This window comes from Streptomyces macrosporus (assembly GCF_039533145.1).
In the GTDB taxonomy this organism is placed as follows: Bacteria; Actinomycetota; Actinomycetes; order Streptomycetales; family Streptomycetaceae; genus Streptomyces; species Streptomyces macrosporus.
This window is the reverse complement of sequence record NZ_BAAASZ010000029.1, coordinates 1-20034: the sequence shown is the minus strand read 5'-3', so window position 1 is coordinate 20034 and position 20034 is coordinate 1. Positions and strand designations below refer to the sequence as shown.

Sequence of the window (20034 nt, the reverse complement as noted above, 5' to 3'; positions counted from 1 at the left end):
CGCGCCCTCCGCCGGATAGGTGAACCGCTCGGGAGCCGCCACGTCCGGTCACCGGTCGTTGCCGCCTCCGGGGCGTCCCAGTAGAACCGGTGCGAAAGCTACCGCTCAGTACGCACCGTGTCGGTGCGCGAGAGGCAACGGGGAGAGACATGCCGCCCACCAGCCGTACCGCTCCGCCCGGACGCGGGGACTCCCGCCGGCCGGCCCACTCGGCCGTGCTCGCCGCCCGGCGGCGCGAACGCGACCGGCTGCCGCACTACTGGTTCGCCCACCGGCTGGTGCTCGTCCTCAGCGGCCAGCGGCCGGTCCACCTGCTGCTCGGCCACGCCCGCGACGAGGCGTACGAGCAGCTCGTCCGGCTCGCCCCGCACGCACCGCTGCGGCCCGCGGCGAACGCCCCGGCCCCCGTGGTGCGGGAGGTCGGCTGGGCCCAGCCCCGCCCCGGCGCGGTCGAGGCGTTCGCCCGCGTCCGGGCCGGCGACCGGCTCCGCGCCCTGGCCTTCCGCCTGGAACGGGCCCGCGACCAGCGCTGGCAGTGCTCCGCCGTCGAACTCGACACGGTGTCCTAGGACGGCCCGACCAGGGACGACCCGGCGCGTCCACGAGCCCCCGTGGACGCGCCGGGGCCGGGCCCCCTCTGGGAGCCCGGCCCCGGCCACGGCGGTCGCCGTGTCACTTCTTGCGGCGGCGGCCCTTCTGGGCCTTGCGGCGCTCCGCGCGCGTCATGCCGTCCGCGGGGGAGCGGACCGGGCCGCCCTCGTCGCCGTTGGCGGAGAAGTCGCCCTCCACGACGCCTCCCGCCCCGGCCTCGCCGTCCACCGCCGGCGCGGTGAAGTGCAGCCGGTCCGGGCGCTGCGGGGTGTCGAGGCCCTTGGCGCGGATCGCCGGACGCGGGGCACCGGCGGGCACGGCCGCCTCCTCGGGCCGCTTCTCCAGCGAGGGCGCGGGCTTGGCCTCCTCGACCGGCACCTCCTCGACCTGCTGCTCGACCTGGACCTCCAGGTTGAACAGGTAGCCGACGGACTCCTCCTTGATGCCGTCCATCATCGCGACGAACATGTCGTAGCCCTCGCGCTGGTACTCCACCAGCGGGTCGCGCTGCGCCATGGCGCGCAGGCCGATGCCCTCCTGGAGGTAGTCCATCTCGTAGAGGTGCTCACGCCACTTGCGGTCGAGCACGGAGAGCACCACGCGGCGCTCCAGCTCGCGCATGATCTCCGGGCCGAGCTCCTTCTCGCGCTCCTCGTACCGCTCGTGGATGTCGTCCTTGACGGCCTCCGCGATGAACTCCGCGGTGAGGGCCTCCCGGCCGCCGGCGGCCTCCTCCAGGTCCTCGATGGTGACCGTCACCGGGTAGAGCTGCTTGAACGCGCTCCACAGCCGGTCCAGGTCCCACTCCTCGGCGAAGCCCTCGACCGTCTCGGCCTGGATGTAGGCGTCGATGGTGTCGTCCATGAAGTGGATGATCTGCTCGCGCAGGTCCTCGCCCTCCAGGACGCGGCGGCGCTCGCCGTAGATGACCTCGCGCTGCCGGTTGAGGACCTCGTCGTACTTCAGGACGTTCTTGCGGATCTCGAAGTTCTGCTGCTCGACCTGCGACTGCGCCGAGGCGATGGCGCGGGTGACCATCTTGTTCTCGATCGGGACGTCGTCGGGCACGTTGGCCATGGACATCACGCGCTCGACCATCTGCGCCTTGAACAGCCGCATCAGGTCGTCGCCGAGCGAGAGGTAGAAACGGGACTCGCCCGGGTCGCCCTGCCGGCCGGAGCGACCGCGGAGCTGGTTGTCGATGCGGCGCGACTCGTGCCGCTCGGTGCCCAGGACGTAGAGACCGCCCAGCTCGGCGACCTCGTCGTGCTCCTCGGCGACCGCCTGCTCGGCGCGCTCCAGGGCGGCGGGCAGGGCCGCGGCCCACTCCTCGGCGTTCTCCACCGGGTCCAGGCCCTTGGCCCGCAGCTCCGACTCGGCGATGTTGTTGGGGTTGCCGCCGAGCATGATGTCCGTACCGCGGCCGGCCATGTTCGTGGCGACCGTCACGGCGCCCTTGCGGCCCGCCTGGGCGACGATCGCGGCCTCGCGCTCGTGGTTCTTGGCGTTCAGCACCTCGTGCGGCACACCGCGCTTCTTGAGCTGCTGCGACAGGTACTCGGACTTCTCGACCGAGGTGGTGCCCACCAGGACCGGCTGGCCCTTCTTGTGCCGCTCGACGATGTCCTCGACGACCGCCTCGAACTTCGCCACCTCGGTGCGGTAGATCAGGTCCGGCTGGTCCTTGCGGATCATCGGGCGGTGCGTCGGAATCGGCACCACGCCCAGCTTGTAGATCTGGTGGAACTCGGCGGCCTCGGTCATGGCCGTACCGGTCATGCCCGACAGCTTGTCGTAGAGGCGGAAGAAGTTCTGGAGGGTGATCGTGGCGAGCGTCTGGTTCTCGTCCTTGATCTCCACCCCCTCCTTCGCCTCGATCGCCTGGTGCATGCCCTCGTTGTAGCGGCGGCCCGCGAGGATACGGCCGGTGTGCTCGTCGACGATCATGACTTCGCCGTTCAGGACGACGTAGTCCTTGTCCTTCTTGTAGAGCTCCTTGGCCTTGATCGCGTTGTTGAGGTAACCGACCAGCGGGGTGTTGACCGACTCGTAGAGGTTGTCGATGCCCAGCCAGTCCTCGACCTTGGCGACGCCCGACTCGTGGATGGCGACCGTGCGCTTCTTCTCGTCGACGTCGTAGTCGCCGGTCTCGGGCTGCTGCTTGAACGGGTTGGCGGGCTCGCCGCGCTCCAGCTTCCGCACCAGCTTGGCGAAGTCGCTGTACCACTTGGTCGCCTGGTCGGCCGGACCGGAGATGATCAGCGGCGTACGGGCCTCGTCGATCAGGATGGAGTCGACCTCGTCGACGATCGCGAAGTTGTGGCCGCGCTGCACCAGCTCGTCCTTCGACCACGCCATGTTGTCGCGCAGGTAGTCGAAGCCGAACTCGTTGTTGGTGCCGTAGGTGATGTCGCAGGCGTACTGCTCGCGGCGCTGCGCCGGGGTCATGTTGGCCACGATGCAGCCGACCGACAGGCCCAGGAACCTGTGGACCCGGCCCATCAGCTCGGAGTCGCGCTGCGCCAGGTAGTCGTTGACGGTGATCAGGTGGACGCCCTTGCCGGAGAGCGCGTTGAGGTACGCGGGCAGGGTGCCGACGAGGGTCTTTCCCTCACCGGTCTTCATCTCCGCGACGTACCCCATGTGCAGCGCGGCGCCGCCCATGATCTGCACGTCGTAGTGGCGCTGACCGAGCACGCGCTTGGCCGCCTCGCGGACCGTCGCGAAAGCCTCGGGAAGCAGGTCGTCCAGGGTCTCGCCGTCGGCGAGGCGCTCCTTGTACTCGTCCGTGAGCGCCCTCAGCTCGGCGTCGGAGAGGTTGACGAAATCCTCTTCGATCGACGACACCTGGTCCGCGATGCGGTGCAGCTTGCGCAGGATCTTGCCTTCACCTGCACGCATGATCTTGCCGAAGACGGACACGTAGGCTGGCTCCTTGCCGGTCGGGCCTGGCAGCACGGGTCTGGTGCGCTGGCACGGCGGGCCTCTTTCCTTGCTCTCGGGCCCAGCCGCACCGGCCATCGTATGCGAGGGGCACCGGCCCCTGTACCCCCCAACGTGCCGGAGGCTCGGAAGGTGCCGGATCCGCCCGATTGGATGACCGGCAGAATCCCCTCATGCGACCTGTCACCCTCGGTACCGAACGCCTGCTGCTGCGCCCCTTCGAGCCGCGGGACGTCCCCGCCGTCCACACCGCCTGTCAGGATCCGGACATCCTGCGCTGGACCACGCTCCCCGATCCGTACGAACGGCGACACGCGCAGGAGTTCGTGCTGAGCATCGCCCCGGCCGGCTGGCGCGAGGACAGCGCGTACACCTTCGGCGTCTTCACCCGGGACGGAGGACTGGTCGGTTCGATGGGGCTGGTGCGGATCACGCCGCCCGGCCCGGAGGGGCGCCTGGCCGAGCTGGGCTACTGGACGGCCAGGGAGCGCCGCAACCGCGGCTACACCGTGGAGGCCGCGCGGGCGGTGGTCGACTGGGCCTTCGCGGAGCTGGGCGTGGAGCGGCTGGAGTGGTTCGCCGAGGCCGGGAACACCGGGTCCCGGGCGGTGGCGGAGCGGCTGGGCTTCGTCATGGAGGGCACCCTGCGGGCGCGCATACCGTTCCGCGGCACCCGGCGGGACGCGTGGGTGGCGTCGCTGCTGCCGTCCGACCGGGGACGGCCGTCGGCCGTGCCGTACCTCCCGGGGCCGCGGTAGGGCCGCGGGCGCCGGGCGTCGGGCGCCCGCGGGCGTCGGACGTCGGGCGCCGGCGGGATCCGGCGTCCGTTGTCGGTGGCGGCCTCTATCGTCGGCGCATGACCACCGCCACACTCTCCCTCTCCGCCGACGAGGCCCGCCGGATCGCGCTGCGCGCGCAGGGGCTGCTGGGAGCCCCCGACCGCCGTGCCGGGGTGCGGGGCGTCCTGCGTCGCCTGGGCGCCATACAGCTGGACACCATCTCGGTGCTGGCGCGCTCGCACGAGCTGGTGCCGTACGCGCGGCTGGGCGCGGTCGGCCGCGACGCGGTGGAGGCGGCGTACTGGGCGGACGGGCACTCCTTCGAGTACTGGTCGCACGCCGCGTGCGTCCTGCCCGTCGAGGAGTGGCCGTACTTCGCCTTCCGGCGCCGCGCCTACCGGGCGAAGGGGCACCGCTGGCACCGCCTGGAGGACTCCGAGCGCTCCTGCGCCGCCGTGCGGGACCGGCTGAAAGCCGACGGCCCGCTGACCGCCACCGAACTGGGCGGCGCGAAGAACGGCGGCGAGTGGTACGACTGGTCCGAGACGAAGATCGCGGTCGAGTGGCTGCTCGACACCGGCGAGGTGGTCTGCACCCGGCGGCGCGGCTGGAAGCGGGTGTACGACCTGGCCGAGCGCGCCATCCCCGAGGAACTGCTCCACGACGACCCGGACGACCACGAGTGCCTGCGTCGGCTGGTCGCCCAGGCCGGGGCCGCCATGGGCGTGGCCACCCGCGCCGACCTGGCGGACTACCACCGGTTGAAGGGCGAGCAGGTCGACGCCGTGGTGGCGGAGACGGGTCTGGTCCCGGTGGAGGTCGAGGGCTGGGGCAGACCGGCCTGGGCCGATCCCGCGGCGCTGGAGGCCGAGTCCGCGGCGCGCCGGGAACGGCACCGCACGACGCTGCTGTCGCCGTTCGACTCGCTGATCTGGGACCGCAAGCGCACCGAGCGGATCTTCGGGTTCACCCACCGGCTGGAGGCGTACGTGCCCCGGGCCAAGCGGATACACGGCTACTTCGCGATGCCGCTGCTGTCGGGTGGACGGCTGCTGGGCCGGGTCGACCCGGCCCGTGAGGGCCGGACCCTGGTGGCCCGGCAGGTGTCGATGGCGGGCCGGAGGGCGGCGGAGCCGATGGCACGGGCCCTGTGGGAGGCGGCGAGCTGGGTGGGCTGTGACGCGGTCCGCGTCGAGCGCTGCGACGATCCGGAGGCGGCCGCCGCCCTCACCGCGGCCCTCGCCTGACCGTCCCGCCGCACCGAAGGCCCGCCCCGTCTCACCTGATCTCGAGGATCTTCTCCCGCATCGCGTAGACCACGGCCTCCATCCGGGAGTGGAGCTGGAGCTTCTCCAGGATGTTGCGGACGTGGTTCTTCACGGTGTTCTCACTGATGAAGAGCTCCTTGGCGATGTCCCGGTTGTTCATGCCGGTGGCGACGAGCTTGAGCACCTCCAGCTCCCGGTCGGTGAGGCGGGGCGCGGGCACCAGCCGCTTCTCGTCGGTGCGCTGGATCATCGACTTGAACTCGGTCAGCAGCTTCGCCGCCATCGAAGGACTGATCTGGGACTGCCCGTCGGCGACCGCGCGGATCGCGGTGGAGACCTCGTCGGTGGAGATCTCCTTGAGCAGGTAGCCGGTGGCCCCCGCCTTGATGGCGTCGTAGAGGTCGGCCTCCTCGTCGCTGATCGTCAGCATGATGATCTTCGCGCTGGGGGCCACCTCCTTGATCGAGGTGCACGCCTCGATGCCGCCGCGTCGGGGCATCCGCACGTCCATCAGAACGATGTCGGGCAGCAGGTCGGCGGCCTTCTCCACGGCCTCGGCGCCATCGCCCGCCTCGCCGACGACCTCGATGTCCTCCTCCTGCGCCAGGACGATCTCCAACCCGCGCCGGAAGAGGGCGTGGTCGTCGACCACCAGGACCCGGATGGGCTCCTCGCGCGATGCGCCTTCCCGCGCGTCCGCGGGGACGGTGCTGCCGTCGCGCGCGCCGGACGTCACGGGTCCGAAGCTGTCCGCCATCGTTCCTCCCCCTGCAGGCAAGGCTGAGCGGCTCCAACCGGTCGGTGCAGGGCGCCGGTTGGGCGTGAGGCCATGATTCCATGCCCCCGCCCCCGGCCGAATTCCTCAATCGGCCAGGGGCGGGGGCAGTTCGCGATGTCAGCGACTGTTCTCAGCCACCGATGGCGTCTCCGGCGCCACTCGGCGGCTCCTCGACGAACGGATCGGGTTCCAGATGGATGACGCCGTAGTCGTAGCCGTGCCGTCGGTAGACGACGCTCGGCAACTTGGTCTCGGAGTCGACGAACAGGTAGAAGTCGTGCCCGACCAGTTCCATCTCGTACATGGCCTGGTCCAGCGACATCGGGGCCGCGGTGTGGGTCTTCTCCCGCACGACCAACGGTCCTTCCCCCTGCACCTCCAGCGGGCCGATCCTGGTGGTGGGAGGCTTCTCCTCTTCCGTCGTCCGCTGGGGTCCCAGGAGACCGTCCTCGCCGATGCGCGCCGCGTTCGGGACGGTCACGGCCACGTCGTGTGCCGGAATCCGGTTGTGCCCGTTGCCGCGTCGCGCGCAGACCCGCTTGTCGTGCTGCTTGCGCAACCGCGTTTCCAGCTTCTCCGTGGCGAGATCCAACGCCGCGTACGGATCGGCCGCCGACGCCTCGGCGCGGATCACCGGCCCCCTGGAGCGCAGTGTGATCTCCACTCGGTCACGACGGTCGGCCTGACGAGGGTTGTGCTCCTTCGTCACCTCGACGTCGAGACGGATCGCCTTGGCATCGATCTTCTGGATCTTCTCCAGCTTGAGCTTGTCGACCACGTGCTTGCGGAATCGCTCCGGCACCTCTGTCTTACGGCCCTTGACGACGATGTCCACGCAGAACTCCGTTCCCGGGCGGTTCCGCGGAACAGGGGCGGAACTCGCCCTTTGTGCACTGAGTCCGAACGGTGCCGATCACATACGGTCACCGTCCGGCGCTACGTCGGGTTGCGACTTTCACCTCCTCCTCCCCCATCGGGAAGATCGCCACCCCTCCCATTCGGGAGGATTGGACAGCAAAGCCGGGCAAACGCCAGATAGCGCACATGTCCCGCTGTTTGGAACAGCTTTCGCCATTCCTCACCACCGAACCTACCCCCACTGGGGGAAGCTCGGCACCCCCTACCGGCACGTACCTCCGATCGGGTGTATCCCGCCTCTGTAACCGCAACGAGATGTCTCAAACGGTGGTTCCGCGCCAATCGCCGAGACCGCCGGGTGCCGCGGGTCGGGGGAGGTCGGTCTCCGCGACCGCCACCACCGCCGCGCCGACCACCCGGCCGCCCGCCCCGGTCAGCGCCCGCGCCGCCTCCGCGAGCGAGGCGCCCGTCGTCACCAGGTCGTCCACCACGACCACCGGCCCCTCGGCCAACAGCCGTCCGGCCCCGGCCGGCACGCCCAGCGCGCCGGCCAGGTTGGCCGACCGCCGCGTGGCGGTCAGCCCCGCCTGGTCGGCCACGGAACGCCGCTGCCGCACCACGGGGAGCACCCGCGCGGGCCGTCCGGCACGTCTCAGTTCCCCGGCCGCCGCCAGGGCCGTCCGCCGCACCGGATCGTGACCGCGCGCCGCCACCGCCCGCCTCGCGGACGGCACCGGCACCAGCAGCAGCGGCCCGTCGTCCGCGACCGTCCCCGCGGCGTCCGCCACCGCCCGCACGGCTCCGGCGAGCACGGACCCCAGCGGGGCGGCCAGCCACAGCGCGCCGCGCTCCTTGTGCGCGAGCAGCACGGCCCGCGCCTCGTCGGCGTACGTCAGGGACGCGTACACCACCGGTGGGCCCGCCACCGCCGGCCGCACCCGCCGTGCCTCCGCCCCGTCCAGCAGCCCCCGACACCGCGCGCACAGACCGGCGCGCGGCAACCCGCACCCGGCGCAGTCGGCCGGCAGCACCAGATCGACCAGTTCCCGCCACCATCCCCGCATGCGGGGATGCCTACCCCGGGTAGACCGGCAGCGACCCCTCGTCCGTGACCAGTTCCCAGTCGCCGTCGCGCGAGAGCCGGGCGATGCCCTCCCGGGTGTCGGCCAGCAGCGGCTTCTCCCCGTTCTCCGCGGCCGCCACCCCGGTCACCTCGTTGAGTCCGGGCAGCGTGGCCGGACTCGCCGGCGAACCGTCCGTCGCCGTGTACCGCAACTGCTGGACGCCCCCGGCCTCCCGACCGACGACCACCAGCCGGCTGCCCCCCGCCCAGGACGCGTCCACCACGTCCTCCATCTGCGGGGCGATCGGCCGCAGGCCCTCCACCGTCGCCTTGGGCACGTCGCCGTCGGCGTCCTCCCGCTCGATGCGTCCGAGCTGCAGCGTCGTACGGCCGTCCTCGCTGATCAGCAGCGCTATCCGCACCCCGTCCGAGGAGACCCGCAGCGCCTCGATCCGGCCCTCGCCGAGGCCGACCACCTCGACCTTCTCCGGCTCCTCCTGGCCCCCGCGCAGCCGCAGCAGTCCGGGCCCGTCCGGGTCGCGGTCGGCCACCCACAGATCCCCCAGCCCGTCCCAGCTCGGCGCCGTCAACCGGTCCGCCTCCCGCTCGGCCTCGCTGATCAGGACGGGATCGCCGAGGTCGGTGTCGGCCGTCAACGGGGCGACGTACAGCGCCCGGCCGTCCAGCGACACGCCCGCGCCGCGCTGCTCGTCCCGGCTCACCGCGACCGGCCCCAGCCGGATCTGCCCGGCGCTGAACGGCCCCTCGACCGGGACCGTCCGCTCGGTGCCCTCCACCACCGTGGCCAACCGGTTCTCGCCGTCCACGAAGTACCCGCGGCCCGCCTCGCCGTCCAGCCGCCCCGGCGCGTACGCCTCGGCCTCCTCACGGCTCTGCGCGCACAGTTCCTCGCCGCCCCGGCCGACGGTCAGCCGGACCCGGTCGACCTTGCTCGACACCTGACCGACCACCGTGTACAGCACCTGTGCGGCCATCCGGTCGCACTGGGCGCCCTCCACCAGGATCGGCCGCTCGTGATCGCCCACCTTCCCCCTGGTCAAGGGGACGGTCAGCGTGCCGGAGTCGTCCGGGGAGAGCCGCACGCCGCCGACGAGCCGCGTGTCCTCGGGGAACGCCGAGGTCACCACGGGGGCCAGCCAGCCGGTCGGCCCGTCCAGCACCGCCTTGACCGCCTCGGTCACCGGGTCTATCCGCTCCCGGAGATAGACCGGGTCGGCGACCAGGACGTCCCTGCCGCGCGTCACCGCGCCGGCGTCCGGCCCCAGGTCGGCGTAGTGGTAGACGTCGACCGGCTCGTAGTTGCGCTGGAAGTCGGACTCGGCCACCACCAGCCCGTCCGGCAGCCGGTCGATCCGCCACTGCCCGTCGACCTTGACCAGGTGGAACGTCTCCCGGTACGTCCCCTCGCTGGGCCGGTAGGCGTGCTCGCTGTCCACCAGGGCCACGGTGGAACCGGTCACCTCCAGCGTGGAGCCCGTGGCCCTCCGGTCGGTGAGGTCGTTGTACGGGGAGAACACCCTGGGCGCGCCGTCGAGCACCGTCGTACGGGCGAAGGGGTCCCAGGACTCCGCCGTCCTGTCGGTCAGGTACTCGCGGGCGGTCCTGAAGTCCGGCTCGTCGCTCGTCGTGGCCTCCAGGAAGCCGCGGACGATCTCCCACGGCGACGCGCCGTTGCGCGGGCTCACCCCGAACACCCGCACCTGCGAGTCGGTGTCGGACCGGTGGGAGGGGTTCACCCGGCGCACCTCCCCCTCGTCGGGCATCGACGCGCAACCGGTGAGCAGCAGGGCGACGACGCCGAGCGCCATCGCGGCCCCGCGACGTCTCGGGCGGCCCGTGCCACCTCCGCGCGGGCGCTCAGTCACCGTGCCGCTCGCCATGCCGTCCGTACCCCTCCGTCGTCCGTGTGCGTGCCCCGGGCCCGCTTCCCTCCGCGTCGTCCGCGCCCCGCGGCGGTGCCGCCACCGCGCCGTCCGCCGGCCGCCGTCCGTCCTCGTCGGTCGTCCCGCGGGACGACTCCGGCACGGACGCGGGCGCTCCACCACCGGACGGGGCGTTCGCGGCGCCCCGCCTGCGACGGGAGTCGGCGGGTTCCAGGGGGATGGGCGAGCCACGCAGGGGCCCGCCCGCGGTCTGCGGGATGGTCAAGCGGAACTGCGAGCCGCCGCCCGGCTCGCCCCACGCCTGCAGCCAGCCGCCGTGCAGCCGGGCGTCCTCGACCGCGATGGACAGCCCCAGGCCGGTGCCGCCCGTGGTGCGGGCCCGGGCCGGGTCGGCCCGCCAGAAGCGGTTGAAGACCCGGGCGGCCTCGCCCGGCTTGAGCCCGACGCCGTAGTCGCGCACGGCCACCGCCACGGCACCGTCCCCCGTGGCGAGCCGGACCACGACGTCCCTGCCCTCGCCGTGCTCGACGGCGTTGACGACGAGGTTGCGCAGCACGCGCTCGATGCGGCGGGCGTCGGCCTCCGCCATCACCGGCTGCTCGTCGCCGTACACCAGGAAGCGGCTGCCCTTGCGCTCGGCCAGCGGCTCGGCCCCCTCCAGGACGCGCCTGACCACGTCGCGCAGATCGGTCGGCTCGGCCTCCAGGGCCGCGGCCCCGGCGTCGAAGCGGCTGATCTCCAGCAGGTCGGCGAGGAGCGACTCGAACCGGTCGAGCTGCCCGAGCAGCAGTTCGGCGGAGCGCTTGGTCACCGGGTCGAAGTCCTCGCGCGCCTCGTGGATGACCTCCGCCGCCATCCGCACCGTGGTCACCGGGGTGCGCAGCTCGTGCGAGACGTCCGAGACGAAGCGCCGCTGCATCCGGGAGAGTTCCTCCAACTGCTGGATCTTCAGCTGGAGGTTCTTCGCCATCTTGTTGAACGACTCGCCCAGCCGCGCGATGTCGTCCTCGCCGGTGACCTTCATCCGCTCCTGGAGGCGCCCGGCGGCCAGCCGTTCGGAGATCCTGGCGGCCATCCGCACGGGGGTGACGACCTGACGGACGACGAGCCAGGCGATGGCCCCCAACAGCACCACCACGAAGACCCCGGCGGTGGCGAGGGTGCCCGTCACCAGGCTGAGGGACTTCTCCTCCTGGTTGAACGGGAAGATGTAGTACAGCTGGTACGGGTCCCCGTTGGGGTCGTTGAGCCGCTTCCCCACGATCAGCGCGGCCTCGGTCCGACCGTCGCCCAACACGACCCTGCCGTACTGCTCGTGGGTGTCCGGGCTCTGGTCCAGCGCCTCGCGCAACTGCGCCGGCACGCTCTCCTCGGGCCGCACCGTGCCGGAGGCGCGCGGCCCGTGCGTACCGGTGCCCTCGCCGGTGCCGAAGGTGCTCGCGTCCCCCTCGGAGCTGAGCGCCACCAGGTAGTAGACGCCCTGCCCGCCGCTGGCGAGCTGCGTCACCAGGTTGGTCAGCCAGGTGCCGGTGTCCTGCACCCCCCGGCGGCCGTTCCCGGGGTCGCCCTCGGCCGTTCCGTCGGCCGCGTCGTCGGCCATCTGTTCGGCCACCGCGAAGCCCCCGGCGGCCTGGCTCTGCGCCGCCTGGCGCTTGGCCTCCAGCAGCCCGTTGCGGACCTGCCCGACCACGACCAAGCCGAGCAGCAGGACGACGGCGAGCGACAACAGCAGCGTGGCGGCCACCACCCGCAGTTGGATGTTGCGCCGCCACAGCCGTGCCACGGCCAGCAGCGGGCGGCGCACCCAGCGGACGAACATCCGGAACGCGGGGTGCGCCCGGCTGCCCGTCGCCCCGTCGGACAGCAGCCCGTCGGGGAGGAAACGACCGCCGCGCCACATGTCAGTTGGGTCCGGCCTTGTACCCCACGCCGCGCACGGTCACCACGATCTCGGGCCGCTCCGGGTCCTTCTCGACCTTGGAGCGCAGCCGCTGCACATGGACGTTGACCAGGCGCGTGTCCGCCGCGTGGCGGTAGCCCCACACCTGCTCCAGCAGCACCTCGCGGGTGAACACCTGCCACGGCTTGCGGGCCAGGGCCACCAGCAGGTCGAACTCCAGCGGGGTCAGCGCGATCGACTGCCCGTCCCGCTTCACGGAGTGCCCCGCCACGTCGATGACCAGGTCGCCGATGGTGAGCTGCTCGGGCGCGGGCTCCTCCGAACGACGCAGCCGCGCCCGGATCCGGGCCACCAGCTCCTTGGGCTTGAACGGCTTGACGATGTAGTCGTCGGCGCCGGACTCCAGCCCCACCACCACGTCGACGGTGTCGCTCTTGGCGGTGAGCATCACGATCGGCACCCCGGACTCGGCACGGATCAGCCGGCACACCTCGATGCCGTCCCGTCCGGGCAGCATCAGGTCGAGCAGGACCAGATCGGGCTTGGTCTCCCGGAAGGCGGCGAGAGCCTTGTCGCCGTCGGACACGAACGACGGTTCAAAGCCTTCGCCGCGCAGCACGATGCCGAGCATCTCCGCCAGTGCGGTGTCGTCGTCGACGACCAGGACACGTCCCTTCATGCCCCCATCATCCCATTACCCGATCGTGATGTTTCCGTGGGTGACGGTGAGCGCGAACACAGCTCGGCCAAGGCGTCGCCGGTGACCGGCGAGGCCACACCGTTCTCGGTGACGATCGCCGTGATCAACTCCGCCGGGGTGATGTCGAAGGCCGGGTTGTACGCCTGCGCGCCCAGCGGGGCCACCGGGATGCCGCTGCCCGCCTCGGTCCCGGCTCCCGGCGCGGACGGCGCCGCGAACTCCGTGATCTCGTGGCCCGGCCGCTGCTCCACCTCGATCGAGGCGCCGTCCGGCGTCCGGAGGTCCACCGTGGTCACGGGAGCGACCACCACGAACGGCACGTGGTGGTAGCGGGCCAGCACCGCCAGCGGATAGCTCCCCACCTTGTTCGCCACCGAGCCGTCGGCCGCGATCCGGTCCGCGCCGATCAACACCGCGTCGACCTCTCCGGCCGCGAACAGCGAACCGGCCGCGCCGTCCGTGAGCAGCGTGTACGCCATGCCCTCCCGGGCCGCCTCGTATGCCGTCAGCCTCGCGCCCTGGAGCAGCGGACGGGTCTCGTCCACCCACAGCCTGCGCAGTTCCCCGGCGCGGTGCGCGGCCCGTACGACCCCGAACGCCGTGCCCCCTCCACCCGACACCAACGCGCCGGTGTTGCAGTGGGTCAGGATGCGGTAGCCGCCGCCCGACAGCAGTTCGCCCAGCAGCGCCAGCCCGTGCTCGGCCATCCGTTCGCTCGCCTCGGCGTCCTCCCGGTGGAGCGCCCGGGCCTCGGCGAGCGCCGCGGCGACCGCCCGTTCCTCGTCCGCCCCGCCCTCGACCGCCGTCCGGTACGCCCGCTCGGCCCGCCGCACCCCGTACTCGAGGTTGACCGCGGTCGGCCGGGCGTGCCTGAGCAGCTCGGCGGCCTCGGTCACGTCGTACCCGCGGGCGGCGGCCAGAGCGACGCCGTACGCGCCCGCCAGCCCCAGCAGGGGCGCCCCCCGCACCGCGAGCGAACGGATCGCCTCCACCAGGGCGGGCACGTCCGTGCAGACGAGCTCGACCTCCTCGACGGGCAGCCGGGTCTGGTCGAGCACCACCACCACCGGCCCTTCGGGAGGTTCGTCCCAGCGCAGGGCGGGCACGGAGACCGATGCGTCACCGAGGGCCGGCGCAGCGGCCCGGTTCTCTTTCTGGTCAACCATTCGAACAGTCTGCCCCTTCTCTCAACCATCAGTCGCCGGCAGCCGGGAGCCGCAGGGGCCGTCACGTTCCGCGGCGGCCCGTGGCACGATGGCTGCCAGATCAGCCGGCACGTCCCACGGACGGGCCGCGAGAACGCGAGGTGAACTGCAGTGAGCGACTCTCCGGGCTGGGCCTCGCCCGGATCCTCCCCCTCCGATCCTCCCTCCGCCCCGGGTGGAGACGCACCCGGTGGCGACGCCGGGCGTCCCACCGACAAGGCACCCGCGGGACAGCCGCCCGCGAACTGGTCGGCACAGCAACCGCCGCCGGCCCCCCAGGGCTGGGGCGCGCCGCCTCCCCCGCCTCCGGGCCGGCCCGGCTGGGGAAACTGGGGTCAGCCGCCCGCGGCCAAACCGGGTGTCATCCCGCTCCGCCCCCTGGGGGTCGGCGAGATCCTGGACGGGGCGGTCTCCACCGCGCGCGCCCACTGGCGCACGGCCCTGGGCATCTCCCTCGCCGTCGCGGTCATGATCCAGCTCGCGTCCACCATCGCCACCGGCGTCTGGCTCCGGGACAACGCGGGCTTCGAAGCCCTCCAGACCGAGACCAACCCCACCACCGAGGACCTGCGGGACGCTCTCAGCGGCACGATGAGCGCCCTGGGCGTCGAGATGCTGGCCACCCTGGTCGGCACGGTCATCGCCACCGCGATGCTCACCATGGTGGTCAGCCGCGCCGTCCTGGGCCGTCCGGTCTCCTTCGCGGAGGCCTGGCGGGACTCGCGACCGCAGCTCCTGCGTCTGCTCGGCCTGACGCTGCTGGTGGGGCTGATCGCGACCCTCGCGGTCGTCCTCGGCACCCTCCCCGGCGTCCTGCTGAGCGCGACGGGCTCGACGGCGGGCGGGGTGGCGCTCCTCTTCCTCGGAGGCATGGCCGGTGTGGTGCTCGCCGTCTGGCTGTGGGTCCGCTACTGCCTCTCCGCTCCCGCGCTGATGCTGGAACGGCAGGGCGTGATCGCCGCCATGCGCCGCTCCGCCAAGCTCGTGCGGGGCTCCTGGTGGCGCATCTTCGGCATCCAGCTCCTCACGCTCGTGCTGGTCTTCATGGTGGGCATGATCATCCAGCTCCCCGCCTCCCTCCTGGCCCCGGTGCTCGGCGGCGACGGTGTCGACAGCTTCGTCACCGGGGGGCCCGTCGAGATGTCCTGGACGTACCTGACCGTCGTCGGCATCGGCGCGGTGCTCGCCTCCACCATCACCCTCCCGCTCAGCGCGGGCGTCACCGCCCTCCTCTACATGGACCAGCGCATCCGCCGCGAGGCCCTCGACCTGGAACTCGCGCGCGCCGCGGGCGTCCCCGGCTACGAGCGGCACCCCGGCGACGCCGCACCGGGGGACTGATGTGGTGACGGGTGCCACGGGACGGAGCCGGGCGGCCGGGGAGGCCGCGGCCGCCGCGCGCTCCGACGACGAGGTGCCGGTGACGATCCCGCGCGACCCGGCGCGGGAGGCCGCCGAGGACGAACTGTCCAGGCCGATGTACCACGAGAACGACCCGAGCCTGCTGCGCCGCCTGCTCGACTGGGTCTGGGAGAAGGTCGGCGACCTCCTCGACGCGGCCGCCGGGGCCACTCCCGGCGGTTGGGTCGGCCTCGCGGTCGTCGCCGCGCTCGTCGTACTCCTGCTGGTCGCCCTGCGTCTGCGCATGGGCGCGCTGCGCCGGACCCCCGCCACGGGCGACCGGGGCGAACTCTTCGACGACCGCCCGCGCAGCGCCGCCGAGCACCGCGACGCGGCGGAGCGGCACGCGGCCGACGGCCGCTGGAGCGAGGCCCTCCAGGAGCGGATGCGGGCACTCGTCCGCTCCCTGGAGGAACGCGCCCTGCTCGACCCTCGGCCCGGCCGCACCGCCGACGAGGCCGCCGGCGAGGCCGCCCGCGCCCTTCCCCGACACGCCGCGGCCCTCCGTGCCGCCGCCGTCGCGTTCGACGAGGTCACGTACGCGGGGCGCCCGGCCGACCAGGCCGCGTACGACCGGCTGCGCGACCTCGACGACGCCGTCCGGCACAGCAAGCCCCGGCTCGACGGGGAGCGGTTCGACACCACGGCCCACGGCGGAGGCACCGCATGACGACCGCTCCGCCCACCGCTCCCGCGCCGGTGACCTCGCTCTCCCCCACGTTCCGCCAGGTGTGGGGTCGGGCCCGAGGTCTGCTGTTGGCGGTGGCGATCCTGACACTGGCCGGGCTGATCCTCGCCGTCCTGCGCTCCGGCGAGCAGTACGGCCGGCTCGACCCCCGCTCCGCCGACCGGTACGGCAGCCGCGCCACCGCCGAACTCCTCGCCGACCGCGGTGTGGACACCACCGTCGTCACCACCCTCGCCGAGGCGACCGCGGCGGTGGGTCCCGACACCACGCTGCTGGTGACCAACCCCGACCTGTTGAGCGGCCCCCGACAGTCGGCGCTGCGCGCCGCCACGTCCGGCAGCGGCGGCCGTACCGTCCTGCTGGCCCCCGGACCCGCCTCGCTGGACACCCTGGTCGCCGACGTCCGCGCCGTGGAACCCACCTCCGTACGGCCGCTGTCGCCGTCCTGCGACGCCGCCTACGCCCGGCGAGCGGGCAACGCCGAACTCGGCGGCCTCACCTACACCACCTCCGCCGCCACCGTCGACGCCTGCTACCCCAGCGGCGAGCTGCCCACCCTGCTCCGCCTGCCGGACGACTCCGGCGACGGCGACACCGTGCTGCTGGGCGCCCCTGACCTGCTGTACAACGACCGCCTCGACGAACACGGCAACGCCTCGCTCGCCCTGCAGCTCCTCGGTTCCCGCCCCCATCTGGTCTGGTACCTCCCCTCCCTGGACGACGTCACCGCCGAAGACGACGGCGACGAGAGCTTCCTCGACCTCATCCCTCCGGGCTGGAAGTGGGGCGCGCTCCAACTCGCCATCGCCGCTGTGCTCGCCGCCCTGTGGCGAGCACAGCGGCTCGGCCCCCTCGTCCCGGAACGGCTGCCCGTGGCCGTTCCGGCCTCCGAGGCCACCGAAGGCCGTGCCCGTCTCTACCGCCAGGCGAACGCACGCGACCGTGCCGCCGACGCGCTGCGTTCGGCCGCCCGGGCCCGGCTCGCCCCCCTCATCGGCGTTCCCGCCACGCGGGCTCACGATCCCGAGGCCCTGTGCCCGGCCGTCGCCGCCCACCTCGGCGGCGACGCCTCCCACGTGTACCCCCTCCTCTTCGGGCCGGCCCCCGCCGACGACGAAGCACTCGTCCGGCTGGCCGACGAACTCGATCTCCTCGAACGCCGCATCACCCCATCTCCGAGAGACAAGGACCGCACCTCGTGAGCGCCCCCTCCGCAGACAGCGCCCGCGCCGCCCTCGAGGCCGTGCGCAGTGAGATCTCCAAGGCCGTGGTCGGTCAGGACGCCGCCGTCACCGGACTCGTCGTGGCCCTGCTCTGCCGCGGACACGTGCTGCTGGAGGGCGTGCCCGGCGTCGCCAAGACCCTCCTCGTCCGCGCCCTGGCCGCCACGCTCGAACTCGACACCAAGCGCGTCCAGTTCACCCCGGATCTGATGCCGAGCGACGTCACCGGCTCGTTGATCTACGACAACCGCACGGCCGAGTTCTCCTTCCAGCCCGGACCGGTCTTCACCAACCTCCTCCTCGCCGACGAGATCAACCGCACCCCGCCCAAGACCCAGGCGTCCCTGCTGGAGGCCATGGAGGAGCGGCAGGTCTCGGTCGAGGGCACCGCGCGGAAGCTTCCCGACCCCTTCCTTGTCGCCGCCACCCAGAACCCGGTCGAGTACGAGGGCACCTATCCCCTTCCCGAAGCCCAACTCGACCGCTTCCTGCTCAAGTTGCAGATCCCCCTGCCGTCGAGGGAGGAGGAGGTCAAGGTCCTCACCCGGCACGCCGAGGGCTTCGACCCCCGTGACCTCGTCGCGGCCGGAGTGCGGCGCGTGGCCGGTCCCGCCGAACTCGACGCGGCCCGCGCCGCGGTCGCCAAGACGTCCGTCTCACCCGAGGTCTCCGGCTACGTCGTCGATATCTGCCGTGCCACTCGCAACTCCCCCTCGCTCTCCCTGGGCGCCTCGCCTCGCGGCGCCACCGCACTGCTGTCGACCGCCCGCGCCTGGGCCTGGCTCACCGGGCGCGACTACGTGACCCCCGACGACGTCAAAGCCCTGGCTCTGCCCACCTTGCGTCACCGCATCCAACTGCGGCCGGAGGCCGAGATGGAGGGCGTCACCGCGGACAGCGTGATCTCCTCGATCCTCGCCCACGTCCCCGTACCTCGCTGAGGCGGCGTGAACTGACCGATGGCTCTCACCGGACGAACAGCCCTCATCGCCGCGCTCGGCGCACTCCTCGTCGGGTTCCTGCTTCCCGGCTGGACCGGCCTGCTCGCCGTCGAACTCCCCCTGCTGTTCGCAATTCTGTACGACATCGGACGAGCGGCACCAGTCCGAAAGCTCCTTTTCACCCGTTCCGGTGACACATCAGTTCGACTCGGCGACCCCGCCCAGGTACACCTCACCATCACCAACCCCTCAGGGCGCGTGCTCCGAGCCGACCTCCGCGACGCCTGGCCGCCCAGCGTCTGGACCCCGGGCACGGAAGTCGCCGCCTCCCGGCACCGGTTGACCGTCCCCGCCGGCGAGCGCCGCCGCGTCACCACCCACCTGCGCCCGACGCGCCGCGGCGACCACCAGGCCGCCCGCGTCACCGTGCGCTCGTACGGCCCCCTCGGTCTCGCCGCCCGGCAGGGCAGCCACTCCGTCCCCTGGACCGTACGGGTCCTGCCGCCCTTCACCAGCCGTAAGCACCTGCCCGCGCGGCTCTCCCGCCTCCGCGAGCTCGACGGGCGCACCAGCGTTCTCACCCGCGGCGAGGGAACCGAGTTCGACAGCCTCCGCGAGTACATCCCCGGTGACGACACCCGCTCCATCGACTGGCGCGCCACCGCCCGCCAGAGCACCGTCGCCGTCCGCACCTGGCGGCCCGAACGCGACCGCCGCATCCTCACCGTCCTCGACACCGGCCGCACCTCGGCCGGCCGCGTCGGCGACGTCCCGCGCCTGGACGCCGCGATGGACGCCGCCCTCCTGCTGGCCGCCCTGGCCGCCCGAGCCGGCGACCGCTTCGACCTCCTGGCCTACGACCGCCAGGTACGCGCCACCGTCCAGGGCCGCACCGCTCACGAGCTGTTGCCCGCTCTCGTCACGGCGATGGCCCCGCTCGAACCGGCACTGATCGAGTCCGACGCCCGAGGCATGGCCTCCGCCGTTCTCCGCAACGCCGCACAGCGCTCACTGGTGGTCCTGATCACCGGCCTCGACGCCTCTCCCGTGGAGGAGGGCCTGCTGCCGGTGCTCCCCCTCCTCACACAGCGCCACACGGTCGTGGTGGCTTCGGTCGCGGACCCGCGCATCGAGGAGATGGCAGCCGCCCGCGGAACACTCGACAACGTCTACGAGGCCGCCGCCGCGGCCCGGACACAGGCCGAACGCCGCCACACCGCGGCCCGGCTCCGCCGCCACGGGGTCACGGTCGTGGATGCCACTCCCACGGAACTGGCCCCGGCCTTGGCCGACACCTACCTCGCCCTCAAGGCAGCGGGCCGTCTCTGAGCCTTCTCCTCAGCGAGCCTTCTCCTCAGTGACGAGGCCAGAAAACTCCATCTCGTACGCGGAGGGCAGCGGCTCGGGAACCGCCCCTGAGGACGAGACGAACAGCCGGACATCCCCCATCACCGGACGTGCCCAGGCCACTCGCCGAACGCCTGGAGAGCCCGTGCCGTCCCCAGCACCACCGTGCGCGGGCCTCACGTGAACGACCGGCATTTCCCCCTCTGCGGCTCTCCACCACCACAAGCCGTACCGGCCGAATACACGATGGCCTTCCTCCTCGTAGCGTTCGAGGAGGAGGCCACAGACACCACAAAGTCGGCAAGGAATCCGGACCCAATTCCCCGCCTGCGGGATTCCAACTTGTACGCCGCATTCGGCAGTTCCGAAAACACAGCCGACATGTCCGCAACGCAGAAAAGCCGTGGTCCCCGGAGCGAACTCCAGGGACCACGGCTTCACGAAT

16 protein-coding genes are annotated in these 20034 nt (G+C 72.5%); 8 read left to right on the top strand and 8 right to left on the bottom strand.

Going from position 1 to position 20034, the window contains the following annotated elements:
* Positions 1–149: 149 nt before the first annotated feature.
* Positions 150–569, top strand: coding sequence for an Rv3235 family protein (locus tag ABD335_RS21325; RefSeq protein ID WP_344326004.1), 420 nt, complete (start codon positions 150–152; stop codon positions 567–569).
* A 103-nt stretch (positions 570–672) separates the two neighbouring features.
* Here the strand turns inward: ABD335_RS21325 and secA are convergent, their stop codons facing one another.
* A complete protein-coding gene (gene secA / locus ABD335_RS21320; protein WP_344326001.1) occupies positions 673–3513 on the bottom strand; it encodes a preprotein translocase subunit SecA in 2841 nt (946 codons plus the stop codon).
* Positions 3514–3707: 194 nt separating this feature from the next.
* Here secA and ABD335_RS21315 point away from each other — a divergent pair, with 194 nt between their 5' ends.
* The gene (locus ABD335_RS21315; protein ID WP_344325998.1) at positions 3708–4292 is read left to right on the top strand and encodes a GNAT family N-acetyltransferase; all 585 of its coding nucleotides are present in this window, start codon (positions 3708–3710) and stop codon (positions 4290–4292) included.
* 98 nt (positions 4293–4390) lie between these two features.
* Positions 4391–5560: a winged helix-turn-helix domain-containing protein gene (locus ABD335_RS21310; RefSeq protein WP_344325995.1), complete on the top strand. Its 1170-nt coding sequence runs from the start codon at positions 4391–4393 to the stop codon at positions 5558–5560.
* A 31-nt stretch (positions 5561–5591) separates the two neighbouring features.
* Here the strand turns inward: ABD335_RS21310 and ABD335_RS21305 are convergent, their stop codons facing one another.
* The 7 genes from ABD335_RS21305 to mtnA form a co-directional block, all read right to left on the bottom strand.
* Positions 5592–6338, bottom strand: coding sequence for a response regulator (locus ABD335_RS21305; protein WP_344325992.1), 747 nt, complete (start codon positions 6336–6338; stop codon positions 5592–5594).
* Between the two features lie 151 nt (positions 6339–6489).
* The gene (gene hpf / locus ABD335_RS21300; RefSeq protein WP_344325990.1) at positions 6490–7194 is read right to left on the bottom strand and encodes a ribosome hibernation-promoting factor, HPF/YfiA family; all 705 of its coding nucleotides are present in this window, start codon (positions 7192–7194) and stop codon (positions 6490–6492) included.
* Positions 7195–7537: 343 nt separating this feature from the next.
* Positions 7538–8281, bottom strand: a complete 744-nt coding sequence (locus ABD335_RS21295) for a ComF family protein (RefSeq protein WP_344325987.1) — start codon at positions 8279–8281, stop codon at positions 7538–7540.
* Positions 8282–8291: 10 nt separating this feature from the next.
* Positions 8292–10109, bottom strand: a complete 1818-nt coding sequence (locus ABD335_RS21290; protein ID WP_344325984.1) for an LpqB family beta-propeller domain-containing protein — start codon at positions 10107–10109, stop codon at positions 8292–8294.
* Positions 10110–10158: 49 nt separating this feature from the next.
* Positions 10159–12084, bottom strand: a complete 1926-nt coding sequence (gene mtrB / locus ABD335_RS21285) for an MtrAB system histidine kinase MtrB (protein WP_344325981.1) — start codon at positions 12082–12084, stop codon at positions 10159–10161.
* Between the two features lies 1 nt (position 12085).
* The gene (gene mtrA, locus ABD335_RS21280) at positions 12086–12763 is read right to left on the bottom strand and encodes a two-component system response regulator MtrA (RefSeq protein WP_344325978.1); all 678 of its coding nucleotides are present in this window, start codon (positions 12761–12763) and stop codon (positions 12086–12088) included.
* A complete protein-coding gene (gene mtnA, locus ABD335_RS21275; RefSeq protein ID WP_344325975.1) occupies positions 12760–13950 on the bottom strand; it encodes an S-methyl-5-thioribose-1-phosphate isomerase in 1191 nt (396 codons plus the stop codon). Before mtnA ends, mtrA begins: the two co-directional genes overlap by 4 nt.
* A gap of 150 nt (positions 13951–14100) precedes the next feature.
* On the opposite strand from mtnA, the gene ABD335_RS21270 reads away from it, so the two are divergent.
* Genes ABD335_RS21270 through ABD335_RS21250 form a run of 5 tightly spaced genes read left to right on the top strand, consistent with a single transcriptional unit; the run spans position 14101 to position 19571 of the window.
* On the top strand, positions 14101–15330 hold the full coding sequence (locus ABD335_RS21270; protein WP_344325972.1) for a DUF7544 domain-containing protein: 1230 nt from the start codon (positions 14101–14103) through the stop codon (positions 15328–15330).
* A 1-nt stretch (position 15331) separates the two neighbouring features.
* Complete coding sequence (locus ABD335_RS21265; protein ID WP_425583695.1) at positions 15332–16060, top strand: DUF4129 domain-containing protein; 729 nt, start codon at positions 15332–15334, stop codon at positions 16058–16060.
* Complete coding sequence (locus ABD335_RS21260; RefSeq protein ID WP_344325966.1) at positions 16057–17280, top strand: DUF4350 domain-containing protein; 1224 nt, start codon at positions 16057–16059, stop codon at positions 17278–17280. Before ABD335_RS21265 ends, ABD335_RS21260 begins: the two co-directional genes overlap by 4 nt.
* Complete coding sequence (locus ABD335_RS21255; RefSeq protein WP_344325964.1) at positions 17277–18242, top strand: AAA family ATPase; 966 nt, start codon at positions 17277–17279, stop codon at positions 18240–18242. The genes ABD335_RS21260 and ABD335_RS21255 overlap by 4 nt, the downstream gene beginning before the upstream one ends.
* Before the next feature lie 18 nt (positions 18243–18260).
* Complete coding sequence (locus tag ABD335_RS21250; protein WP_344325963.1) at positions 18261–19571, top strand: DUF58 domain-containing protein; 1311 nt, start codon at positions 18261–18263, stop codon at positions 19569–19571.
* Positions 19572–20034: the final 463 nt, after the last annotated feature.